This is a genomic window from bacterium SCSIO 12827 (genome assembly GCA_024397995.1).
GTDB lineage: Bacteria > Pseudomonadota > Alphaproteobacteria > Rhodospirillales > Casp-alpha2 > UBA1479.
The window spans coordinates 1321554-1344379 of sequence record CP073746.1 but is presented as its reverse complement, the minus strand read 5'-3'; the positions used below and the strand labels follow the sequence as shown (position 1 = coordinate 1344379).

The 22826-nt window shown below is 62.2% G+C and carries 23 protein-coding genes; 14 read left to right on the top strand and 9 right to left on the bottom strand.

The genetic code is table 11. The annotated features are described in order from the left end of the window. Window positions 1–31: 31 nt before the first annotated feature. The 5 genes from KFF05_06335 to KFF05_06315 form a co-directional block, all read right to left on the bottom strand. Window positions 32–988, bottom strand: a complete 957-nt coding sequence (locus KFF05_06335; protein UTW52975.1) for an acetyl-CoA carboxylase carboxyltransferase subunit alpha — start codon at window positions 986–988, stop codon at window positions 32–34. A gap of 60 nt (window positions 989–1048) precedes the next feature. Then, window positions 1049–1399, bottom strand: a complete 351-nt coding sequence (locus tag KFF05_06330) for a hypothetical protein (GenBank protein UTW52974.1) — start codon at window positions 1397–1399, stop codon at window positions 1049–1051. Window positions 1400–1413: 14 nt separating this feature from the next. Then, the gene (locus KFF05_06325) at window positions 1414–3168 is read right to left on the bottom strand and encodes an EAL domain-containing protein (GenBank protein UTW52973.1); all 1755 of its coding nucleotides are present in this window, start codon (window positions 3166–3168) and stop codon (window positions 1414–1416) included. Window positions 3169–3335: 167 nt separating this feature from the next. After that, the gene (locus tag KFF05_06320; protein ID UTW52972.1) at window positions 3336–4313 is read right to left on the bottom strand and encodes a CoA ester lyase; all 978 of its coding nucleotides are present in this window, start codon (window positions 4311–4313) and stop codon (window positions 3336–3338) included. 222 nt (window positions 4314–4535) lie between these two features. Then, window positions 4536–5780, bottom strand: a complete 1245-nt coding sequence (locus KFF05_06315; protein ID UTW52971.1) for a hypothetical protein — start codon at window positions 5778–5780, stop codon at window positions 4536–4538. A 99-nt stretch (window positions 5781–5879) separates the two neighbouring features. Between KFF05_06315 and KFF05_06310 the strand changes: the two genes are divergently transcribed. The 8 genes from KFF05_06310 (at window position 5880) to KFF05_06275 (ending at window position 13812) form a co-directional block, all read left to right on the top strand. Beyond that, the gene (locus KFF05_06310; GenBank protein ID UTW52970.1) at window positions 5880–6584 is read left to right on the top strand and encodes a GntR family transcriptional regulator; all 705 of its coding nucleotides are present in this window, start codon (window positions 5880–5882) and stop codon (window positions 6582–6584) included. 45 nt (window positions 6585–6629) lie between these two features. Further along, window positions 6630–7595 carry a D-glycerate dehydrogenase gene (locus KFF05_06305; GenBank protein UTW52969.1) on the top strand — a complete coding sequence of 322 codons (966 nt, stop codon included), beginning with the start codon at window positions 6630–6632 and terminating at the stop codon, window positions 7593–7595. Window positions 7596–8006: 411 nt separating this feature from the next. Next, window positions 8007–9113 (top strand): TRAP transporter substrate-binding protein, encoded by a 1107-nt coding sequence (locus KFF05_06300; GenBank protein ID UTW52968.1) that lies wholly within the window; start codon window positions 8007–8009, stop codon window positions 9111–9113. A 108-nt stretch (window positions 9114–9221) separates the two neighbouring features. Next, entirely contained in the window at window positions 9222–9803 is a 582-nt protein-coding gene (locus KFF05_06295; protein ID UTW52967.1) for a TRAP transporter small permease subunit, read from the top strand. Window positions 9804–9851: 48 nt separating this feature from the next. Continuing rightward, window positions 9852–11219, top strand: coding sequence for a TRAP transporter large permease subunit (locus tag KFF05_06290; GenBank protein ID UTW52966.1), 1368 nt, complete (start codon window positions 9852–9854; stop codon window positions 11217–11219). A 63-nt stretch (window positions 11220–11282) separates the two neighbouring features. Continuing rightward, window positions 11283–11489 (top strand): hypothetical protein, encoded by a 207-nt coding sequence (locus KFF05_06285; protein UTW52965.1) that lies wholly within the window; start codon window positions 11283–11285, stop codon window positions 11487–11489. A gap of 38 nt (window positions 11490–11527) precedes the next feature. After that, window positions 11528–12859, top strand: a complete 1332-nt coding sequence (locus KFF05_06280) for an amidase (protein ID UTW52964.1) — start codon at window positions 11528–11530, stop codon at window positions 12857–12859. A 131-nt stretch (window positions 12860–12990) separates the two neighbouring features. Then, window positions 12991–13812, top strand: coding sequence for a DUF2189 domain-containing protein (locus KFF05_06275; protein UTW52963.1), 822 nt, complete (start codon window positions 12991–12993; stop codon window positions 13810–13812). Window positions 13813–13834: 22 nt separating this feature from the next. Here the strand turns inward: KFF05_06275 and xerD are convergent, their stop codons facing one another. From xerD to KFF05_06260, 3 genes are all read right to left on the bottom strand, one after another. Continuing rightward, complete coding sequence (xerD, locus tag KFF05_06270; GenBank protein UTW52962.1) at window positions 13835–14719, bottom strand: site-specific tyrosine recombinase XerD; 885 nt, start codon at window positions 14717–14719, stop codon at window positions 13835–13837. Between the two features lie 62 nt (window positions 14720–14781). Next, window positions 14782–16869: a hypothetical protein gene (locus KFF05_06265; GenBank protein UTW52961.1), complete on the bottom strand. Its 2088-nt coding sequence runs from the start codon at window positions 16867–16869 to the stop codon at window positions 14782–14784. Continuing rightward, the gene (locus KFF05_06260; GenBank protein ID UTW52960.1) at window positions 16850–16990 is read right to left on the bottom strand and encodes a hypothetical protein; all 141 of its coding nucleotides are present in this window, start codon (window positions 16988–16990) and stop codon (window positions 16850–16852) included. The genes KFF05_06265 and KFF05_06260 overlap by 20 nt, the downstream gene beginning before the upstream one ends. Window positions 16991–17190: 200 nt before the next feature. On the opposite strand from KFF05_06260, the gene KFF05_06255 reads away from it, so the two are divergent. The 5 genes from KFF05_06255 (at window position 17191) to KFF05_06235 (ending at window position 21575) form a co-directional block, all read left to right on the top strand. Beyond that, on the top strand, window positions 17191–17733 hold the full coding sequence (locus KFF05_06255) for a shikimate kinase (protein ID UTW52959.1): 543 nt from the start codon (window positions 17191–17193) through the stop codon (window positions 17731–17733). Then, window positions 17730–18866, top strand: coding sequence for a 3-dehydroquinate synthase (gene aroB / locus KFF05_06250; protein UTW52958.1), 1137 nt, complete (start codon window positions 17730–17732; stop codon window positions 18864–18866). The genes KFF05_06255 and aroB overlap by 4 nt, the downstream gene beginning before the upstream one ends. 60 nt (window positions 18867–18926) lie before the next feature. Next, window positions 18927–20204 (top strand): HlyC/CorC family transporter, encoded by a 1278-nt coding sequence (locus KFF05_06245; GenBank protein UTW52957.1) that lies wholly within the window; start codon window positions 18927–18929, stop codon window positions 20202–20204. 183 nt (window positions 20205–20387) lie between these two features. Continuing rightward, window positions 20388–20837, top strand: coding sequence for a CBS domain-containing protein (locus KFF05_06240; protein UTW52956.1), 450 nt, complete (start codon window positions 20388–20390; stop codon window positions 20835–20837). 150 nt (window positions 20838–20987) lie between these two features. Beyond that, window positions 20988–21575, top strand: a complete 588-nt coding sequence (locus KFF05_06235; GenBank protein UTW52955.1) for a DUF2889 domain-containing protein — start codon at window positions 20988–20990, stop codon at window positions 21573–21575. 13 nt (window positions 21576–21588) lie between these two features. On the opposite strand, the gene KFF05_06230 is transcribed toward KFF05_06235, so the two are convergent. Continuing rightward, window positions 21589–21840, bottom strand: a complete 252-nt coding sequence (locus KFF05_06230) for a ribbon-helix-helix domain-containing protein (protein ID UTW52954.1) — start codon at window positions 21838–21840, stop codon at window positions 21589–21591. A gap of 357 nt (window positions 21841–22197) precedes the next feature. Here KFF05_06230 and KFF05_06225 point away from each other — a divergent pair, with 357 nt between their 5' ends. Then, window positions 22198–22776: a J domain-containing protein gene (locus KFF05_06225; GenBank protein ID UTW52953.1), complete on the top strand. Its 579-nt coding sequence runs from the start codon at window positions 22198–22200 to the stop codon at window positions 22774–22776. Window positions 22777–22826 lie beyond the last annotated feature (50 nt).

The following is a 22826-nucleotide window of genomic DNA, read 5'->3' as shown; positions in this document are numbered from 1 at the left end:
TGCCGGCGCCTGCACGGAAGACGGCGAGAAATCAGGCGAGGCCGTTGGCACCCATCTTCAGGAACTTCTCACGCCGGGCACTGCGCAGGGCGTCACCGGGCAGGGCCGCCAATTCGGCGAGCTGCTTGTCGATTTCCTTGCCGACCGACTGGATCGCCTGATCCCGTTCGCGGTGCGCACCGCCCAGCGGTTCCGCAACGATGGCGTCGATGACGCCGAGGTCGGCCAGATCCTGCGCCGTCAGTTTCAACGCCCCCGCCGCCGTTTCCGCCATGTCGCCGTCGCGCCACAGGATCGAGGCGCAGCCTTCCGGCGAAATCACCGAATAGACCGCATGTTCCATCATCACCACCACGTTGGCGGCGGCAAGCGCGATAGCGCCACCTGACCCGCCTTCGCCGATAACGACGGAGACGAAGGGAACCTTGATGCCGAAGCAGACTTCGATCGACCGGGCGATGGCTTCGGCCTGGCCGCGGGCCTCTGCCTCGACCCCCGGATAGGCGCCGGGCGTATCGACCAGGGTGATGACCGGCAGGTTGAAGCGGTCGGCCAGCTTCATCAGGCGCTGGGCCTTGCGGTAGCCCTCGGGCTTGGCCATGCCGAAATTATGGCGCACGCGGGCAACCGTGTCGGATCCCTTTTCGTTGCCGATGACGACCACCGACTGGCCGCGGAAACGGCCCATGCCGCCGACCACGGCCGGGTCTTCGGCGAACTGGCGATCGCCAGCCAGGGGCGTGAAATCGTCGATCAGGGAATTGATGTAGTCCATGGCATGGGGGCGGTCGTGATGGCGCGCCACCTGCGTCTTCTGCCAGGGCGTGAGCTTCTGATAGGTCGTGACCAGGAGCTTGTCGACCTTGGCCTGCATCTTGCCGACTTCGTCGGCGATGTTCATCTGGCCGTCGGACGAGAGGTGCCGAAGCTCCTCGATCTTGCCCTCAAGCTCGGCGATGGGCTTTTCGAAATCCAGGTAATTGTGCATCTGCGTTTTCTAGCACAGGCCTTCGCATCTTGGCGACGCTGAAAATCGCCGAAATCGCCGCTAGAACCGTTCTTCACCCGTTTTCCGGACGGGGTCGGGAAAGTCCCGGTAGAGCGCGAATTTTACCTTTGAAACCAGACTGTTGACGCAATGGTGAAGACCTTCCACGGGCTCTGCCCGCGTGGCGACGTGACCGAACGCCTCATCCAATTGGGCCAGGCCCGTGACTTCGACCATGATGTGGAATTCGGGGAGATCTTCCGGGCCCAGGCCCAACTTGCGCCGCGTCAGCCGCCAGCCCGCGATGTGCCCCTGATCCTTCAGATGGTCCAGATATTTGCCCACATGACCGGCGAAGGCCATGTCGCCGACGCCGTCCTTCAGGGTGCACCAGATGTGATAGATGTCCATCGGCCGTGGCCTTGTCAGGACGCACCCGGTTCCGGCGCGGCCGATGCGGACGACGTCGCGTGGCTTGAGGTCAGCGGCCCCGAGGCCTTGGCGCCCGGCGCGGTGGAGGCCGCCAATTTGTCGCGGAAATCACTGTACTCAGTCAGATCGAACTTGGGCGGGCCGAACAAAAAGCCCTGCACGAAGTCGATGCCGCAGGCGTGGCAGAACGATACCGTTTCCGGCGTATCGACCATTTCGGCGATGGTCTCGACCTTCAGTTCCCGGCAGAACGACGCCAACGCCGTGAGGAACGCCCGGCCGCGCTCGATCGCTTCCGCGTTCTTGACCACCGGGCCGTCGATCTTCACCACGTCGACATCGATGGCGGACAGGTATTGGAAACTGGCCGCCCCGGCGCCGAAATCGTCCAAGCACACGGGATAGCCCATGCCGCGCAGGTTCTGGATGAACTCGTTGGCGGTTTCCAGATCCTCGACCCGCGATGATTCCGTCAATTCGAAGATCAGCTTGCCCTGGGTCCAGGGGTTGGCCTTCAGGCGATCCTGCAGGCCGTCGATGTAGCGCTTGTCGACGATCGAGTTGCCCGAGATGTTGACGGCGACCGAGGCAAACAGGGGGGAATCCTTGTTCTCGTCGATCCAGACCATGACCTTGTCGATGACGGACAGGTCGAAGGCCCCGATCAGGCCCGTTTCCTCGGCGAAAGTGATGTACTTGTAGGGGCTTTCACCATGCTTTCCCTGGAACCGGGCCAGCGCCTCGTAATGGTGGATGACTCCGTCCTTGATCCCGATGATCGGATGCATGGCCATGCGAAAATCGGATTTCTTAACCACCCGGTTGAAGGTTTCCGCCGTTTCCATGGCGTCCTTGACCAAGTCGTCCATGCTACCCGACAGGGCTTCGAGCGATACCGCCCCGCCCTTGGACTTGGAAAATTCGTTGAGTGCGTGGATCACGCCCTTGGTCAGGTTTTCCTCGGTCAGGCCGTCGCCGGCGTCGATGGTCGCCGCGCCGACGGAGATGCCATCGGCTTCGGGCGCGATGTTCTGGATCAGGGACGAGATCCGCGCCTTCATGGCGTCCACGTCCAGGCCCTGGCCGTGGACCACCCCGTACTTGCCATCGCCCAGCTTGGCCGCCGCGTCGCCGTTGACCGACGACATCTTGAGGACCGACCCCACCGCGCCCATCAGGTTCTCGCGCTGGGCCTCGTCCATTTCCTCCTGAGCTTCGGTCAAGCCGTCGAGTTCGACCAGGGTCATCTTGTCGGCGCCGTCGACCCCTTCTGCCAACATCTTGGACGCCATCTTGCCGAAGCTGTCGGCGTCGTAGAGCCCTTCCTTGCCCGTTTTCTTCAGGGATTTGTCCGTGGACAGGCCGCCGGCCAAATGGAATGCCAGGAAATAGCGGTTTTCCAATTCCGGATTGCGGTAGCCGCAGGTCACCAGGGGTTGGGAATTGCCGTTGGCTCCCTTGAAGCGCAGATGGATATTGTCGAACCGGCCGGTGCGGGCGATGGCGTCAAGCATCTGTTCGGCCAACGGACGGTCCTCGTCGGCGATGATGTCGAGGATCGTCATGCCCTTCAGGGTGCGCGGATCCTTACCCGTCAAAAGCGGCAGGATACCGCCGGCAAAGGTGATGGTTCGCTCGCTGTCGAGCTCGATGATGGCTTCGGCCCAACAGAAAGAGAATGCAATGAACCGCTCCCGGTCCGAAACCCGGCGTGCGCCATTGCCCTCTTGTGCGGAAGTTTCCGCCATATCCGTCCCTGCCCTTTGTATTTTGCGGGCATTATAGAAACCTTATGCGGGCGATGAACATCCCTACTTTCGCTATAGATTTGGCACCCTGGGGACAGAAACGAAAACGGCGGGTCCCAAATCCAGGGAACCCGCCGTTTATTGTTCAAAAATGCCGAAAAGACAGATCAGGAACCTTTGATCTGCGCCGCCTTTTCCACCAATACCTTGGCCTGGCGGATGGAGGCGATGTCGATCAGGCGACCGTCAAGCGAGACGGCGCCCTTGCCTTCCTTCTGAGCCTGGTCCATGGCGTCGAGGATGCGCTGGGCCTGGGTCACTTCCTTTTCCGACGGGCTGAATAGCTCGTTGGCAAGGTCGATCTGCGACGGATGAATCGCCCACTTGCCTTCACAGCCAAGGGTCGAGGCGCGCATGGCCTGGGCCTTGTAGCCGTCCGGGTCGGAGAAATCGCCGAACGGGCCGTCGATCGGGCGCAGGCCGTTGGCGCGCGCGACGACGACCATTTTGGCGATCGGGTAATGCCACATATCACCCCAGTGAACGTCGCGGTTGCCGGCGTCGTCGGGATCGGTCAGCACGGCATAGTCCCGGTTCGGGCCGCCGATGACGGTGGTCCGCGCCTTGGTCGACGCCGCGTAGTCGGCGACACCGAAGTGCAGGGATTCGTTGCGCTTGGACGCCTGGGCGATTTCCGCCAGATTCTGCATACCCAAGGCCGTTTCGATGATCAGCTCGAAGCCGATGCGCTTGGACACCTTGGTCGCGTCTTCGATCTGGGTCACCATCATATCGATGGCATAGACGTCCGACGCCGTGCCGACTTTGGGGATCATGATCAGGTCAAGCTTGCCCGGCGCCCCTTCCAGGATCTCGACCAGATCGCGGTACATGTAATGGGTATCCAGGCCGTTGATGCGAATGGACACGGTCTTGCCCGACCAGTCCAGATCGTTCAGGGCGGCGATGATGTTCTTGCGCGCAGGCGCCTTGTCATCCGGGGCGACGGCGTCTTCCAGGTCCAGGAACACCACGTCGGCGTTACTTTTGGCAGCCTTTTCCATGAACGTGGGGTTGGAACCGGGAACGGCCAGTTCGCTGCGGTTCAAGCGCGCCGGCGCCTGTTCGACGATATGAAAGCTCATCTGAATCTCCTGCGTCCGAATGAGGCGGCGTTCTCGGGTTTCGAAGCCGATGGCGCCACCGCTTATGAATTGTTATTTCGCGGGCGCAACATAACCAGCCCCCCAAGCGCCCGCAAGGGCAAATCAGCCACGAATGGAAGGCTTACCGCAATGCGGAAAAAACCCCGGATCCGCTGCTCCACCTATTCGCCGGCAACGCGGGGACCGAAGCCTCAGCCCCCTTCAGCAGGCGGGCAAGGGCCGCAGGGTCGGCGATGACCTCCCCAGTTTGCCGATCGAGGCGTCGATGGCGCGGGCGAAGGCATCCGCCCCGCCGACCGCCGCCAACACCTGGGGTGAGATGAACTTCAACATCAGCGCCGAGGTTCCCGGCGGGATACCTGCGAAATGCACGGTCAGGATGCCGTAATCGCGCAGCAGCAGCATGGCGAGGCCCGCCGTTGCCTCGTAAGGCACGCAAGGTGCTTCGTTCACGCCGCTGCGCGCCATGGCCATCTCCAGGATATCCTCGGCCTTCAACTGCGCCGTCACCGGCGTGACATGCACCCGGTCGGCGCCAAGCGCCGCGACCACCGCGTCGCGCACGGTCATGGTGCAGGCGACCAGGGCCTGGACCTTTTCGTCGCTGTAGTACTTGAGCGACCGGACAACCTGCGGGAACAGCATGGCCCGGGCCTCGATCCCCATTTCATAGGCACGGGCGCGCATGGCGGCGATCACGGACGCCTCGCCGCCGATCAACCCTAAGCGCGGGCCCAGTGTGCCGTACTTGTCCAACCCTGTGCAGGCGACCGTTACGGGCAACTCCAAGGTGCGCGGCTGACCGAAACAGGCCGGCCCGACGCGTGCGCCCCCGGCATCGTCCACGATCACCGGAATGCCCCGACCATGGGCGATGTCCGCCGCCCGGCGCAGGTCGGCCTCGTCCAGAATTTGATAACTGACCGCCAATCGCGTGAGGAACAGTGCCCCCGGTTTGGGATCTGCGCGCAGCGCCGCCTCCACATCGCGGATGTCCGTCAGGTCGGTGAAGGTCGCCCGTGCGTGTTTGGCCGCGCGCTGCACCGCCGGATGACTGTAGGTCGGCGAAAAGCCGATGACGTGCGATCCCTCGGGCACCACCACGTCGGCGGCGATCAGCAGGCCCGCCGTCAACCGGTTGGTCATCATGATGTCGTGGCGGTCGCCATCGCCGCCGAACATCCTCAATCCCAGTTCACGAAGTTCGTCAGTCAGCAGGGCCGCCGCCATCTCGTCGTCGAGCAGGTGTTCCTCCCCCGGCTCCACGGACATGCAGCGCTCCAGGCCCGAGGCGTTGACCGTGTCCTCGCCCTTGGCCTCGCGCGCCCGGATATGTTCCCAGGCGGCCCGCAGTTTGGCCAAATCATCGGCGGTCGAGGACAGAATGTCGCCGCGCGCATAGGCGAGGCCGGGCGCGAAGTCGTTACCGAAGCGATCTTTGGTCATGAGGAGGGTCCTGCACCTGGAAGAGGTTAAATCATCTGATATGTCTATAATCCACATCTGACATTGTTAAAAGATGAATCTGATGCTATCAGTTTTCTCATGGAGAAACCCAAGCTCAGCGATCTGGTCTACGACCGCATCCGCTTCGACATCATTCAGGGCGCCCTGCCGCCGGGGCAGGACCTGACGGAACAGGAGTTCTGCCGGCGTTACGAGGCAACGCTGGCCACCGTGCGGGTCGCCCTGATCCGCCTGGTCCACGACGGCCTGATCCTGTCCGCCCCACGCAAGGGTTATACGGTGTCCCGCGTCACCGTCCGCGACATCCAGGAAGTGTTCGATTTCCGCTTGCTGATCGAACTGGCCGCCGCCGGCATGGCGACGGAGATGATCACCGCCGACGACATCCGGTCGCTGGATGCCATTGCCCGCGACGCCGCCAAGCCGGAGGTTAACCGCTCCCGCCCCGCCATGTTCGAAGCCGACCGGCGGTTTCGTCTGGCGGTGCTCGGCATCACCGGCAACCGGCGCGCGGCGGATGCACTCGCCCCCATGCTTGACTGGTCGGAACGCATCATCTCGTTGCTGTGGGCAGAAGACGTCATCATTCCGCGCCTGCGTGCCGGGATCGAGGATGCCCTGGCGATCCTACGCGACGGTGAAAAGAAAAAGGCCGAAGCCCAGACCTACGTTTATCTGACCGACCTGCGCGACGAGCTTCTGGGCCAGGTCATGGTGTCCGAACCCGTGCGCGACATGGACATCTACCAGCCGGCAATGGAGGCTCCCCCTCGACAAGGCTAGACGCCGTGGTGTACCCCCATGCCGACAACCTGATGGGAGGAAATCATGGCCGCCAAACCGACCGTACTCGTCACCCGCAAACTGCCGGACGCCGTGCACGCGCGGCTGTCCCGCGATTACGACGCGCGCCTGAACCCGACGGACAAACTCTATACAAAAGACGCGCTGATCGAAGCAGCCCAGGACGTGGACGCCATCATGCCCTGCCATACCGAACACTTCACGGAAGAGGTCTTCGCCAAGCTGCCCGAGCGCGTGAAGATCATCGCCAATTTCTCCGTCGGCTATGACCATGTCGACGTCGAGGCGGCGAAGAAACACGGCGTCATCGTCACCAACACGCCCGAGGTTCTGTCCGACGCCACGGCGGAGACGACCATCCTGCTCATGCTCGGCGCGGCGCGGCGCGCCAGCGAGGGTGAGCGCCTGGTGCGCTCAGGTGGTTGGAAGGACTGGTCGCCCGCCTTCATGGTCGGCCTGGGCGTCACCGGCAAACGGCTGGGCATTCTCGGCATGGGCCGGGTCGGCCAGACGGTCGCCGATCTGGCACGCGCCTTCCGCATGGAAATCCACTACCACAACCGTTCCCGCCTCAGCCCGGACAAGGAAAAAGGGGCTGTCTGGCACGACACCCTGGACGACATGTTGCCGCATTGCGATTTCCTCTCGCTTCACTGCAACGTGACGGCGGAGACCCGTGGCATCATGAATGCCGCGCGCTTCGCCCTGCTGCCGGATGGGGCCGTCCTGGCCAACGCCGCCCGGGGGGCGGTGATCGACGACGACGCGCTGGTCGACGCCTTGAAATCGGGCAAACTGTTCGCGGCGGGGATTGATGCCTACAACAACGAACCGAATGTCGATAAGCGGTTGATCGCGCTCGACAACACATTCCTGTTGCCGCACATCGGCAGCGCCAATCGGGAAACCCGCGACGCAATGGGATTCCGCGCCCTCGATAATCTTGACGCCTATTTCGCCGGCGGCACCCCCGGCGACCGGGTCGCCTGAGACACTGTAATCAGCGCGCTATTCCGCATCGTGAAAAACACCCACGGTCCGGCATTTGCAGCGACAGCAGCTGGGCGGGCCGCTCTGGACCCCGATTTCCCGCCGTCCCCGGCCCGGAATCTTGATCCGAGCCCCTGCGGGTGCACCTCAACGAATCCGTGTCGCATCGTCTGCAGGAAAAGTCATACAGGGAAAAAGCCTTGCCTTCGCGTTGCGTATTGGGAAGATTCCCGACAGGATATAACGGTTCCCCGCCACTAATGGCTTGGGAGCGGTTGTAACCGAGCCCGGGGGATTGCAAAAAAAATCAACACGACGTCTTGGGCTGTTCATTAAACGCGCGAGCATCGCGCAAATTATACCCATCGGCGGATGGTGGTTATTCGCTGATTATTAATTGGGAGGAAACACATGACGACCACAAAAGTGAACCGGCGTAAGTTCCTTAAAGGCGGCGCCGTTGCCGCCGGAGCGACTGCTGCTACTCTTGCCATGCCGAACATCGCGACGGCGGCCCCCACGGTTCTGAAAATTCAAGCCGCTTGGGGCGGTGGCATTTTTCTTGAAAACGCCAAAAGCTATGTCGAACGCGTCAACAAGATGGCCGGCAAGGGCCTGAAGCTCGATCTGCTGTCCGTCAACTCGGTCGTGAAGACCAGTCAGATGCAGGACGCCGTCCATCGTGGCGTTCTCGACGGCGCCCACTACGTGCCGGCTTACTGGTATTCCAAGTCGAAAGCGGCATCGCTGTTCGGCACCGGCCCCTGCTTCGGCTGGTCGGCTCAGGAAATGCTCGGCTGGATCCACTACGGTGGCGGAAAAGCTCTGTTCAATGAGTTGATGGGCAGCCTCGGCCTGAACCTGGTCAGCTTCTTCAACAGCCCAATGCCGGCCCAGCCCCTTGGCTGGTTCAAGGAAGAAATCAAAGACGCTTCCCAGATGAAGGGCCTCAAGTACCGCACCGTTGGTCTGGCGGCCAACGTCTGTCAGGAAATGGGCTTATCGGTTGTTCAGTTGCCGGGCGGCGAAATTCAGCCCGCCATGAAAAGCGGTCTGATCGACGCGGCCGAGTTCAACAACCCGACCTCGGACAGGGACTTCGGGATGCAGGACGTTTCCAAGCACTACCATCTGGCCAGTTTCCACCAGTCGCAGGAATGCTTCGAAATCACCTTCAACAAGAAGAAGTTCGATTCCCTGTCCAAGGAACTCCAGTCGATCCTGGAATATGCGTCGGAAGCGGAAAACTCCAACTTCTATTGGAACAACACGCTGCGTTACGCCGACGACTTGGTCGCGCTGAAGGAAAAGCACGGCGTCAATGTCTTCCGCACACCGGACGCCGTCATGGCCGATCAGTTGAAGGCCTGGGACGTCGTTATCAAGCAGATCTCCGACGAAGATCCGTTCTTCGCCAAGGTGGTTGCTTCGCAGAAGGACTACGCCAAGAAGGTCATGGGCTATCTGCTGCTGAACCAGCCTGACTACGGTATCGCTTACAAGCACTACTTCGGTTGATCTGATCCCTTTTTTTCCTAGGATCAATCCGAAAAAATTCGGTATTGAGGGGCAGCCATAACTGGCTGTCCCTCAAGACCTGAGCCATCAAGGGCGGGAAACCAAGCCGTGATAAAAACTATCCATGCCATTGAAGAATTGAGCATCTGGGTCGGGCGCACCTTTGGTTGGTGCATTTTGATTTTGACCCTGTCGGTCTCTTATGAAGTATTTGTCCGTTATGCTTTGAATGCCCCGACCGTATGGGCCTTCGACATGATGGTTCAGATGTACGGCGCCTTGTTCCTGATGGCCGGGCCATATGCCCTTGCCCAGGACACTCATGTGCGGGCGGATGTGGTCTATCGCCTGCTGTCGGTCCGCTGGCAGGCGCGCATTGATTTGATTTTATACTTTTGTTTCTTTTTCCCGGGCATGCTGGCCCTGGCCTGGTACGGCGCTGAAATTGCTTCCGATTCATGGCGTTACAAGGAAGTCAGCTGGAACAGCCCGGCCCGCATCCAAATCTATTTCTTCAAGACCCTGATCCCGCTGGCCGCCGGCCTGTTCATTGTTCAGGGCGTCGCCGAATGCATGCGCTGCTATCTCGCGATCAAGTCGGGCCGTTGGCTGCCGCGTCTCAAGGACGCCCAGGAAACCGAAGACATCTTGCTGCAACAGCAGGCCGCTGCCGCCAAGACGCAGGCCTGATTCTCATAATTACACACCGACTTTTGGTGAGACGGAGCACGTTATAGAATGACGAACCCCGAAGTAGCGATTTTGATGTTGTCGCTTTTCATTGTGATGGTGCTGCTCGGATTTCCGGTGGCCTTCACCTTGCTCGCCATGGGCGTCGGCTTTGGTTATTTCGCCTATTACGAAGCCGGCAGCATCACGACCTTCGCCGACATCTTTAACAATAAGATCTTCTACCTTTTGAACCAGAACACCTACTCGGTGATGGAGAACGACACGCTGGTCGCCGTCCCGTTGTTCCTGTTCATGGGCTACGTGGTCGAACGCGCGAACATCGTCAACAAGCTGTTTTACGCACTGCAGATGGCGGCGCGGAACCTGCCGGGCTCCATGGCCATCGCCGCGCTGATTACCTGCGCCGTGTTCTCGACGGCCAGTGGGATCGTCGGCGCCGTCGTGACCCTGATGGGGCTGCTGGCCTTCCCAGCCATGGCCAAGGCCAATTATGACAAGAGCTTCGCATCCGGCGTGATCTGCGCCGGCGGCACACTGGGGATTTTGATCCCGCCGTCGATCATGCTGATCGTCTATGCCGCGATCGCAGAACTGTCGCCGCTACGCCTCTACGCCGCCGCGATTTTTCCCGGCTTCCTGCTCGCGGGATCCTACATTCTCTACGTCATCATCCGCGTGATGTTCAATCCATCCATCGCGCCGAAGCCGCGGGCCGAAGACGTGCCGCCCCCGCGCATCGTCTATTGGCAGCTTTTGACATCCTTCGTGCCGCTGACGGCGCTCATTCTGCTGGTTCTCGGCTCGATCCTCGCCGGCTTAGCAACACCAGCCGAAGCTGCCGCCATGGGAGCCTTCGGCGGCATCGTCCTGGCGGGCATGTATCGCTCCCTGACGTGGCAGATGCTCAAGGAATCCGTCTACCTGACCGCCAAGGCGACGGCCATGGTCTGCTGGCTGTTCGTCGGGTCCTGGACCTTCGCCTCGGTGTTCTCTTATCTGGGCGGGCACGAAATCATCGAACACTTCATCCTCGGCTTCAACCTGGAGCCCTGGCAGTTCCTGATCCTTGTCCAGGTGATCATCTTCCTGCTGGGCTGGCCCCTGGAATGGTCGGAAATCCTGATCATCTTCGTACCGATTTTCCTGCCCATGCTGAAGACCTTCGACGTCAATCCTTACTTCTTCGCCATGCTGGTTGCCCTCAACCTGCAGACGTCGTTCCTCACCCCACCCATGGCGATGTCCGCCTATTATCTAAAAGGGGTGATGGGCAAGGCCGTCGAGTTGATGGAAATTTTCAGGGGCATCATGCCGTACCTGGCCATCGTCATCGCCGTCATGGTTCTGATGTATCAGTACCCGGGGATTGCGCTGTTCCTGCCCGATTACTTCTTCGGCAAGTACATCCCGTAACGCCGGCATGAGCGAAACCAAAACAAGGGTGATCCAAGCCAGGATTTCAGGAGTGAACCGATCATGAGATCAAGGGTATTCGAACAAATTTGTGGCATCCTCGGCACCGCAATGGTGGCGGCGTTCGTCCTCGGCCTTGCCTGGGGCATCTCCCACGGCTTCGCCGGGTTCTGGGGCGGGCTGCCGTTCTGGGTCATCAGCCTCGGCGTGCTGGCCCTGGTCCTCTACGACCTTTGGGACTCCACCTTGAAGAAGACCACATCAGACTGAACCATCGCGGGTTTGGCATACCTTTAGGAACCGGCACCATGGATTTGGCGGATTTGGGCGCATCCCAATTGGTTGGGATGATCGAACGGGGTGAGATCACCTCCACGGAACTGGTCGAGGCCTGCCTCGCGCGGATCAACGCGAAAGAAGACGCCATCGGCGCCTGGGCGCATCTCGACCCGGACTTCGCCCGCCGCCAGGCCGCCCATTGTGACGAACTGCATGCCAGTGGTGCGCCGACCGGCCCCCTGCACGGCATTCCCGTCGGCATCAAGGACATCTTCGATACGGCGGACCTGCCCACGGAAAACGGCACCGTCCTGTCCAAGGGCCGTCTTCCCGATGACGACAGCGCCGCCGTCCGCCTGTTGAGGGCCGCCGGTGCCGTGATCATGGGCAAGACCGTGACCACGGAACTGGCCGTCTATTCCCCCGGCAAGACCTGCAACCCGCATGATCCGGAACGCACCCCGGGCGGCTCGTCCAGCGGTTCCGCCGCCGCCGTCGCGGCAGGCATGGTGCCCTTGGCGATCGGCTCACAAACCAACGGGTCCGTCATTCGCCCGGCGTCGTTCTGCGGTGTCGTCGGCTTCAAGCCGACGCATGGACGGATTTCCCGCGCCGGTGCCCTGGCCTTGTCGCGAACCCTCGACCACGTCGGCGTGTTCGCCCGGACCCTGGAAGACGCCGCCCTGATCAGCGATTGTCTGATCGGCCACGATCCGGCTGATCCGGACACCAAGCCGGCCGCCGCCCCGCGCCTGTCGGAGATCACCCGCCAAGAGCCCCCCATCGAACCTCGCTTCGCCTTCGTCAAATCCCCGGTCTGGGACCGCGCGGAACCGGATGCCCAGGAAGCGTTCGAAGAACTGCGCGAATTCCTTGGCGATCAATGCGAAGAAGTCACCCTGCCCGATCCTTTCAATGGCGCCGTCGACAACCTGCGCAAGATCATGTGTGCCGATCTGGTGCGCTACCTGTCCGGATACGTGGCCCGCGGCGAAGATAAGCTGAGCGACGTGCTGCGCGCCATGATCGAGGAAGGCAAGACGGTCACCGCCGTCGATTTCAACGAATGCGTCGACATGCGGGTTCATCTGGCCGGCTGGGTGAAAAGCCTGGGCGAGGAATTCGACGCCATCCTGACCCCGGCAACCTGCGGCGAAGCGCCCAAGGGCCTGGATGCCACGGGCGATCCGGTGTTCTGCTCAACCTGGACATACCTGGGTGTACCGGCGGTGACCATTCCCCTGATGCAGGGGGCCAACGGCATGCCCATCGGTGTTCAGTTGGTCAGCGCGCGAAACGATGACGCGCGCCTGCTGCGCACGGCGCGCTGGCTGGTCGAAAAGGTGGCGGCGGAAGGCTGACAAGCGCGCCCCCGTTCCTTCCTTCACAACTTATTCTGTGTCTGTCCGCCGATCTTCGTCGACATCAATCCACATTTTTTATATGGTTATTAGACGGGGCTCGATGGATGCGAGCCTGGAAGGATAAGCGCATGACCGCCCCCAGCGTCGACGCCGCGCCGGCCGTCCCCCGGGGAACTCGCCCGCCGCCACCGCAGGTTATGCGTGTCGGCGTCAATGACTTGATCGACGTTCTCGCCCTGGGCTTGCGGGATTTCCGGGCAGCCCCTACCTACGACATCTTTTTCGCGGGAATTTATGTGCTCGGTGGCTGGCTGCTGATTCTGATGCTGGTCGCCTTCGACCTGCCGTATCTGGTCTATCCCCTAGCGGCGGGATTTGCCCTCATCGCGCCTTTCATCGCCAGCGGCTTTTATGTAATCAGCAAGCGCCTGGAAGCCCCTACCCCGGACGGGGGTGCTGTGCTCAGCTGGGGCATCGTGCTGGGAACCGTGAAATCCATGTTCAGCCGTGAATTGGGGTGGATGGCGCTGGTCACCGGGTTTTCCCTGTTCTTCTGGATGGACATCGCCGCCCTGCTGTCCTTCGGCTTCATGGGGTTCCAGTTCTTCGGATTCCGCGAACTGATCTATGACATCTTCACCACGCCATCGGGCTGGCTGTTCCTGATGGTCGGCAATGCAGCCGGGGCGCTCATCGCCTTCGCCGTGTTTTCCTATTCGGTCATTTCCATCCCGATGCTGTTCCATCGCGATGTCGATTTCATCACGGCGATGCTGACCAGCGTCCGGTTCGTCGCCCTTAACCCACGGGTGATGGCGATCTGGTGCGCCACCATCGCCGCCATGATCGCCCTTGCCCTGCTGTCCGGATTGATCGGCCTGTTTCTGGTTCTGCCGGTGCTGGGTCACGCCACCTGGCATCTCTACCGCCGTGCGGTCGCGCCGCCCTGAGGGATAGACTGCCCCTCTCCACCTAATCCAGGGGGGCCTTGGCCAAGGGATGGGCTTGGTCAACCAGCGCCTTCAGGCGCTCTTCCAGGACATGGGTGTAGATCTGCGTGGTCGAGATGTCTGCATGACCCAGCATCTGCTGCAGGGACCGCAGATCGGCGCCGTGGGCCAACAGATGACTGGCGAAGGAATGACGCAGGACGTGCGGTGATACCCGTTTCGGCGGAATGCCGGCGGCAACCGCCAGTTCCTTGAGAATCTGCCCGAAACGGGCGCGCGTCAGATGGCCCTGTTGCGCACGGGACGGAAACAGGAAGGCCGCCCGCGCATCCTTGTCCTTGCCCAAAAACCCGTCGCGCACGGCCAGATAATCGCCAAGGGCATCGCGCGCCGGGCCACCGATGGGCACCATGCGTTCCTTCCCGCCCTTGCCGCGCACGATCAGCACCCGTCCGTCGCGGGCGACCGCCGCCATGGGCAGGCCGACCAGTTCCGACACGCGAAGACCCGTGGCGTAAAGCACTTCCAGCAAGGCCGCCGTGCGCAGGCCGTCAGCACCCGGCCGTTCGCGGGCCGCGGTCAGCAGGCGTTCGACCTCTTCCTCACTCAGGTATTTGGGCAGTGAGCGCGCCTGACGCGGCGCATCAACAGCCTGTGTCGGATCGTCGTCGCGGATGCGTTCCGCCTGCAGGAAGCGAAAGAATTGACGCAGGGCCGACAACCGCCGGGCCTGGGTACTGGCCGCCATGCCTGCACCCGAAAGGCGCTTCATATAGGCCGTGACGTCATCCGGGCCGGCCGCGTCGGCGGCCGTCTTGCGCCGGGCGCAGAACGACGCGAAGTCGTCCAGATCCCGGCCGTAGGATTCAATCGTATTACGGGCCGCACCTCTTTCGGCGGCCAGCATGTCGAGAAATAGGCTGATGTAACGGGACAGGAGTTGCCTCCCTTCGCGAGTTTCCGCCGGGATTACAGGCCCGCCGCGAGCGCGGCCTCCAGCGCCAGGTCATGGGCTTCCTGATCAAGGCCGATGGCGCGCAGGCTGATCACCGCCTGACGCAGAACCTGAGCCTGAGCCCGCGCCGTGCCGCCATCGCCGATCGCCGCCAACACCATCAGGATGACCTCGCCGCGATGGGGCGGCAGAACCGTTTCATCGGCCACGGTGGGTGCCGGCAGCACGTCGGTTGTGCCGAGTTGCGCCTCACGCATGGGCTCGCCCGTCGGCGCGGCCTGCGCCACGTCAAGGGCCGCCGATGATTCAGCGGCGGTTTCACGGGCTTCGCGTTCGGCGGTCCATGCGGCCACCTTGTCGGTCACGGACAACAGGCGGAACCACAGCGCCGGGTGGACCGTTTCCGCCGATGCATGGCCGATCACCGGCCCCATCGCCTGCCAAGCGTCGAGCGGCACATCCTCGCCCAGACCATCAAGCAGCGCATAGAGCAGCGCCGCCCGGCGGGCGGCGTCTTTCTCGCCCGCGATCGAACGCCACCAGACACTTAGATCACGGGGCTCGTTCTCCAGCCCCATGGTCCCGACCAGCCGGACCAGCGGCGTCATGCGGATCAGCAGGTTGCGGCTGTCGTCCTGGAACAATGCACTCGCCTGCAGCAGCTTGAACCAGGCTTCGGCACCCGTGGGATCATCCGTCGACAACATCAAACGTACCGCGTCCGGGGCGAACCACAACAGGTCCGCCGACGGTGGAATTTTCGATACCAGCGGATGAAACACCCGCGCGGCGGCGCCATAGCGGCCTTCGCCGACGGCAATCTTGAGCGCCTTGTCGATGATCTCGGCCTGGGCCGTCGGCACGGTCTGCGACAAGGCGGAATGGTAGAGCAGCGCGCGGGCGACGGGCCCGCCGATTTCGTCGGCCCGCGACAACGAGCGTTTGAGGTCGCCCGGATCGAAGGTGACGCTGGAATAGAGCTGGCGCAGGGCCTCGGTATCGAGGGCTCCGGCGGCCTCGGCACGCTCGGCGGCTTCCAGGCGGATATCCGGTCCCACGTTTGGGTTGACGGCGATGGCGCGCAACACGCCCGGACGGTCTGACCGCGTGGCGTCGGCCGGCAACGGCGTTTTGGCCGCCCGCGCCATGGCCAGCAACAGGCCATCGGCTTCGGTCACCGTGGTCAATTCCCCGGTCGTGCCGCCCAATAGGCGGTCGCTCAGGGCATAGAACGCCGGGTCCCTTGCCCCCAGTTCGTTGAGCATGGAAAGGCCGATTTCCGCCTTTTCCGGCTCGCCAGCCAGGATCTGGCAGAAAATCATCGCCTTCTGCCAGTAAGGCCCCCCCCCCGCCTGAATTTGATGTGCCGTGATGCCGCAGGCACGGGCATTGTCATTGGCCAGGAAACGGGCGTTGGCTTCAACCTGCAGCAAGGCCGGATCGGTGATGCTGCCGGGGATCGCCGCCAGCAGGTCGCCAACCCCGGCGACGTCCCCCATGGCGGCAAGCTGTTGCACGCGCAGGGTAATCAGACTGACCGGTTTCGTCTTGACCGCATCCGCGCCATCACCCTCAGCCGGTTTGGCCAAGGCAGGGGGCTGGGCCGCGGTCAACAGCAGCCGGCGCATCAATGCACGCATCACCGGCGAAGGTGCCCGCACGGGCAGGTTCGTCATCAGGGCCGCGACATAGGCGCGATCAGCGCCCTGCCAGAGATCGAAGCCCAGGCCGCCTTCGTCGGGGCCGATGACGCCCGCCGTCTCCGGATCGACTTTATCCAGGGTATCGACCTGAACCCCCGGTTCACCGCCCGAAGGCGCGCCCGGCGCTGGCCGGGCCGCCCCTAGGCCCGCCGGGGGTTGAACGGGGGCTGCGGGTGCCTGTGGTTTCAGGGCCCGCGGCGGCGCCAGCGCGGCCGGCGGCTGCAGGGCCACCGGCTCAGCAACAGGCGGTTGTGCGCCCGGCAGCAGGGCCGCCGGCGCATCCGCCGCAGGCGCCTGGGCCTGCGGATGGCTTAACGGGGTGATCAGCAACAACGGCGCCACCGCGAAGGCAGCCAGCCGCGATACCGAAACCGGGCGCTTAGCGCGGGAACCGGTCATCGGGGAGAACTTTCGTCACGTCCTTGGACGGCGCGGGGAAATCCCAGGTAACCAGGAACGTCCCGCCGCCCAGCACCAAGGCCAGGGCGAGGATGAGGATGATCTTGGAAATACTTTTCATCGGGAGGGCGGGCCTATTCGTCTTCGCGGGTGATCTTGGTGACCGTCGGATCGGGGTTTGCCACTGTCTTCAGGCTTTCTGCTAGACTGTGACTATGGCATTTTTCCGGCGGCGGCGGGCAGGCCGGAGTTTATCGGCTCGTCCCCCCGCTTTCAACGCCGCCCGCCCGACGCCATCCGCAGCCCACAAGTTACAGGTCCATGTCTTCTCAACCCATTCAAAAACAACAAAAAACTATCGTCTTGGTCGGCCTTATGGGCGCCGGGAAAAGTTCCGTCGGCCGGATCTTGGCCGCCAAACTTGACTTACCGTTCATCGATTCCGACGACGAAGTGGAAACTGCCGCCGGCTGCAGTATCGAGGATATCTTCGAAATCTACGGCGAACCGGCGTTCCGCGACGTCGAGGAACGGGTCATCGACCGCCTGTTGAACGGCCCGCCGATGATTCTGTCGTCCGGCGGCGGCGCCTTCATGAACCCGCGCACCCGTGCGCGCATCGCCGAGGCAGCGATCAGCGTCTGGCTGCGCGCCGATCTGGCGATTTTGGAGCGCCGCACCAAACGGCGGGCCGCCGGGCGGCCGTTGCTAAAGGGCACGGATCCCACGGAGAAACTGAAGCAATTGATAAATGAGCGTTATCCTGTGTACGAACAGGCGGATATCATCATTGAAAGCGTCGATGAAACCCCGGAAAAGACCGCCGACAAGATCATTGAAAAACTGACGGACGGCACAGCATGACCATTGACGGCACGACGATCGAACGCCTGGGCGTCGACCTGGGCGAACGCAGCTACGACATCCTGATCGGTGCGGGCCTGCTGGCAGATGCCGGGCGCCTGATCGCGCCCGTGTTGCGGTCCCGCCGGGTGGCCGTGATCACCGACCGCAACGTCGCCGACGCCGGACATCTTGCGACCCTGGAAACGGCGCTGGCCGGCGCCGACATCGCCAGCCGCACGATCATTCTGGAACCCGGCGAGCAGACCAAGGATTTCGCCCATCTTGAACAGGTCATCGGCGACCTGCTGGCCAGCGGAATCGACCGCAAGACGACCTTGATCGCCCTCGGCGGCGGCGTCATCGGCGATCTGACCGGCGTCTGCGCGGCGCTGACCCTGCGTGGCATTGATTTCGTCCAGGTCCCGACAACCCTGCTGGCCCAGGTCGATTCATCGGTCGGGGGTAAGACCGCCATTAACACGGCCCAAGGCAAGAACCTGGTGGGCGCTTTCTATCAGCCGCGTCTGGTTCTTGCCGATACAGGCGTGCTCGACACCCTGCCCCCCCGCGAACTGCAGGCCGGCTATGCCGAGGTCGTGAAATACGGCGTCATCGACATGCCCGATTTCTTCGATTGGCTGGAAGGCAATGGTCCCGCCGTGTTGGCAGGGGACGCCGCGGCCCGCCGCCGCGCCATCCTGACCTGCTGTGACGCCAAGGCGCGCATCGTCAGCGCCGACGAAACGGAACAAGGACAGCGTGCGTTGCTCAATCTGGGGCATACCTTCGGCCACGCGCTGGAGGCCGAGACCGGCTACGGCGGCGGCCTGCTGCACGGCGAAGCCGTGGCCATCGGCATGGTCATGGCACTGACCCTGGCGAACCGCCTGGGGCATTGCAAAGGCAACGACGCGGCGCGGCTTCGCGCCCACCTTGACGCCACCGGCCTGCCGGGCGACCTCTCGCGCCTCGACACCCGCGGCTGGACGGCGGACCGCCTGCTGGGGCACATGATGAAGGACAAGAAGACCGAGGACGGCAAGCTGACCTTCATCCTGGCCCGGGCCATCGGCGAGGCGTTCATCGAACACGACGTGCCGACCGGCCCGGTGGCCGATGTCCTCAACGAATTCCTCAGTGCCCGGGGCTGACCCGGGCCCACCCGCCGGCGCGCCCAAGGCACCACCCGGCACATTGAATGAGCGGAAGTCATGGAAGACGAAACAAGCCTGATCATCATCTTTTTCCTGCTTTTGATGTCGGCGTTCTTTTCGGGCTCGGAAACGGCATTGACCGCCAGTTCGCAACCGCTGATGCACCGTCTGGAACAGGGCGGCGACAAGCGGGCGGCGGTGGTCAACCGGCTGTATGACCAGAAGGAGCGCCTGATCGGCGCCATCCTGCTCGGCAACAACCTGGTCAACATCCTGGCCTCGTCGCTGGCGACCAGCCTGCTGATCACCTATTTCGGCGAGGCCGGTGTCGCCTATGCGACCCTGGTCATGACCCTTCTGGTGCTGATCTTCGCCGAAGTCATGCCGAAGACCTACGCCATTAAAAACGCCAACACGGTGGCCCTCGCGGTCAGCACGCCGGTCAGGATACTGGTCGCCTTTCTGTCGCCGATAACGCGCACGGTCGAGCTTATCGTGCGCGGCCTGTTTCATATGTGCGGCATCGACATCCGCGCGTCCGACGATGCCGAACACGAGCCCGAGGAAGAACTGCGCGGCGCCATCGAACTGCACACCGGCGACGAGGAAACGGGCCTTGAGCGGGTGATGCTGCGCAACGTCCTCGACCTGGCCGACGTCGAAGTCGGGGAAATCATGATCCATCGGTCCAGCGTGCACACCCTGGACGCCGGCCTGCCCGCGGCGGAACTGATCGCGGCCGTACTTGACGGCCCCTATACTCGTGTCCCCCTGTGGCGGGACGAGCCGGACAACATCATCGGCGTTCTGCATGCCAAGGCCCTGTTCCGCGCCGTCAACGCCGCCGGAGAAGACCTTTCGAATCTCGACATCAAGGCAATTGCCGCCGAACCCTGGTTCATTCCGGAGACCACACCGCTGCTAGATCAGATGGAAGCGTTCCGTGAACGGCGCGAGCATTTCGCCCTGGTCGTCGACGAATACGGCAGCCTGCAGGGCATCGTGACCCTTGAGGACATCATCGAGGAAATCGTCGGGAACATCGACGATGAGCACGACCTGAGCGTCGCCGGGGTCGAACCCCAGAACGACGGATCGTATCTGGTCGACGGCACGGTGACGATCCGCGACCTCAACCGCCAGTATGAATGGCGCCTGCCCGACGAAGAAGCCGCGACCGTCGCGGGTCTGGTGTTGCACGAAGCCCGGCGCATTCCCGAGGTCGGCCAGTCATTCCGCCTGTTCGGTTTCCGCATCGACATCGTGGCCCGTCAGCGTCATCAAATCACCCGCCTGCGCGTGACCCCGCCCAAACCCGGCGAAGCCACCGACTGACCTGCCGCCCCAAGACGGGATGCATGATCGCGCCCCGATGTATCGGCCGGTTAACGGTTAACATGAGCATCCGTTAATTCTTAACCCGGCGGTGCAATTCCCGTACAATGACGCAACAATTGTCGCACCGTGGCAAAGCCCGGCAAACGTCCGGGTAACACGGTCAACGAGAGGAAACGTCCGATGCAGCGCAAGATTATTCCGGACATCGTTCAGCGCACGGAACTGACAGCGACCACCATCGACGCCACGGCGGAACAGGCCGCCAAGGACATGACTGCGGCCAATGTCGCGGCGATCATCGTGTTGGATACAAACAAGGCGTTGATCGGCATTTTGACGGAACGTGACCTGTCCCGCCGTGTGGTGGCGGAAAACAAACGCCCCAGCGAAATCAAGGTCGGCGACATCATGACCGCCAATCCGGATACCCTGGCGCCGAACGACCGGGCCTCGGACGCGCTTGAACTGATGCTGACCCGCCGCTATCGCCACCTTCCGGTTGTGGGCGAGGACGGCAAATGCGTCGCCATGGTGTCGATCCGAGATCTTTACGAAGCCGTCAAGGAAGGCTTGGAAGAGAACATCCGCGAGACGGAAGCCTTCGTTTTTGGCGATCGGTACAGCGCCTAATCTATTGAGATAAATTATTTTTCATGGGGGCCCGCCAGCGGCCCGCCGCATCTCTTGCCGCCCGTGGCCGACAGCCGATAAAGTCATCGGACGATACGCCCCGCCCGCTTCCCAGCGGCGGCCTCAACTCGCCTAACAGGAAACCCGCCCATGCCCCTCAGCAAACCCGCCGCCCGCAAGCATATCCACACCCGTGACATTAAATGTCTCGGCTTTGAGCGCGACGATGGCCTGTGGGACATCGAAGGCCGCCTGACCGATACCAAGACCTATACCTTTGAAAACCATGATCGCGGCGGCATCGCGGCGGGCGAGCCCATTCACGACATGCTCATCCGCCTGACCCTGACCGGCGACATGGTGGTCGCGGCCGCCGAAGCATCGACGGAATCGAGCCCGTTTTCCATGTGCGGCGACGTCGCCCAGGCATTTTCCAAGTTGGTCGGATTGAAAGTCGGGCCGGGCTGGCGCAGGGCCGTGGCCGAAGCCATGGGCGGCGTGCACGGCTGCACCCATCTGCGCGACCTCGTGATGGGGCCCATGGCGGTGACCGCATTCCAGACCATTTTTCCCGCCCGCAAGAAGCGGGGTGAACCCGGCCCCGGCAAGAAATCACCCTTGATTGATACTTGCTATGCGTTTCGCAGCAACGGCCCTGTGGTTAAGGTTCGTTGGCCCGAATTCTATGAAGAAGATGGTGATGGCCCCGCCGGGGCCGAAGGAAAGAAGGCCGGCTGACCCGGCCCGGACGTCAAGTCGTCTTGAAGGCCGTCAGGGCCTTGTCGGCAATTCCAACTTCGATGCTGGTACGGTTCGCCGCCAGACGGAAATAGGTCACGATGAAGGCCCGCACCGTTGATGTTCGGGACGAGCCGAAGCGAACGCTTTCGATCATCGAGCAGAGCTCGTGAACGGTCGTCTTTTCGCATTCACAGATTTGATCCAAAGCATCCCACGTTGCGTTTTCAAGCCGCAGGCTGGTTCTGCGGCCGTTGACGGTCACGTTTCGGCTTATAAGTTTGCTTTGCATAGTCCGATTGACACCCTCTTTTATTGTATGTGGCGATTATTATACTCGCATTACGCCTGTCACCCCAGCAGAACAAATCGCACTGCCGCCTCCAAAACTTTCCCCCACCGGTTCACAGACGCCACATGAAGGCGCCAAATTACCGACGTTATGGCGGAATCATCCGCTCACTGCCTTCAGAATTAGGGATAACGCAAGGTAATTCAAGTTAGACGAAGGTTATATGTCTGTTTTTCAACCCTTCGGATAACGACGGAATCCGGGTGCATTTTCGCCCCCGTAACATCCACATGTCTTGTCTGAAACAAAGGGCACGCGCATAGTGTCGTCATGGGTGAATTGCTTAAAAATCGCGAATCCCGCCAAGCGGAGTCGGTCTGTGAATGGCCCGGATGCGACGGCCATGCCGAATTCAAGGCGCCGCGGTCCCGTGATGCCTTGAACGAATACCGTTGGTTCTGCCTGGTCCATGTCCGGGAGTACAACCGCAACTGGAACTATTACAAAGGCATGGACGAAGATCAGGTCGAGGCGGACGTGCGCAACGACACCGTATGGCAGCGACCGACCTGGAAACTGGGGGCTGGCGATGCCCCCAAGTTCACCCGTTCACGCATTTTCAACCCCTTCGGCAATGACGACGCGATTCGTGACGCCAATGCGCGGTCACAAGGCCCCCAGGCGGACCCGCGCGCGACCGACGCGCGCAAGACCGACCCAAAGACCTCACGGGCCCTTTCCGTATTTGGCCTTGAAATCCCGGTGACCATTGACGACGTGAAGTCCAGATACAAGGAACTGGTGAAGCGCCATCATCCGGACGCCAACGGCGGCACCAAGGCGGCGGAGGAAGAATTCAAGAAAGTCACCGAGGCCTATGAGGCGTTATTGGACTTTCTCGGCCCTTGACGGCCCGCCGCTTAACCCCTACGACGTTTGCCAAACATGACCGATCTTCG